This window comes from uncultured Microscilla sp., assembly GCF_947493425.1.
GTDB lineage: Bacteria > Bacteroidota > Bacteroidia > Cytophagales > Microscillaceae > Microscilla.
The window spans coordinates 1-487 of record NZ_CANLRP010000485.1; the positions used below are offsets into that span (position 1 = coordinate 1).

General features: G+C 33.1%; 1 protein-coding gene. It reads left to right on the plus strand.

All coding sequences use genetic code 11. The annotated features are described in order from the left end of the window. The first annotated feature begins 95 nt into the window (after positions 1-95). Positions 96-311: a hypothetical protein gene (locus tag Q0954_RS34430; protein WP_299466748.1), complete on the plus strand. Its 216-nt coding sequence runs from the start codon at positions 96-98 to the stop codon at positions 309-311. The last annotated feature ends 176 nt before the right edge of the window (positions 312-487 follow it).

A 487-nucleotide genomic window follows, 5' to 3' on the forward strand; every position in this document is an offset into this window, starting at 1 on the left:
AAAAATAAGCCCAAGTGCCTATTTAGGACTTGAACAAGTTTCATTTTCTGATTCCCATTTGGGCGAAACGTAAGTATAAAAAGGTATAAAAAATTATGACAATGATTCAAAACCAACCCTCAGGCAATTCTACTTCTTTTGTAGGAAAAATAAACGAATTAGAAAAACTACTTTTCACCAATCCACCTACTTCCAGCGGAAACGTTCAAGTGGTTTCTTTTCAGAAGAAAAAAGCCATCAAAAAAATTAAAACCATTTTTCGTCAATTAGACCAGGACATAGCCACTACTATAAGACAGATGAATGGCTAAAACTTATATAATAGTTTGGGCAGTTACTTTTAACTGGAAAAAACCTTTGCTCTTTGGGCAAAGGTTTTTTTATTTATATTAGAGCTCGCTTAATGGTGTTTAAGGAACGGTGCCAAAATAAATTTACATTCTTAACCTCATCTTTTTTGGACATGCTTCGTTAAAAAAACTTGCCA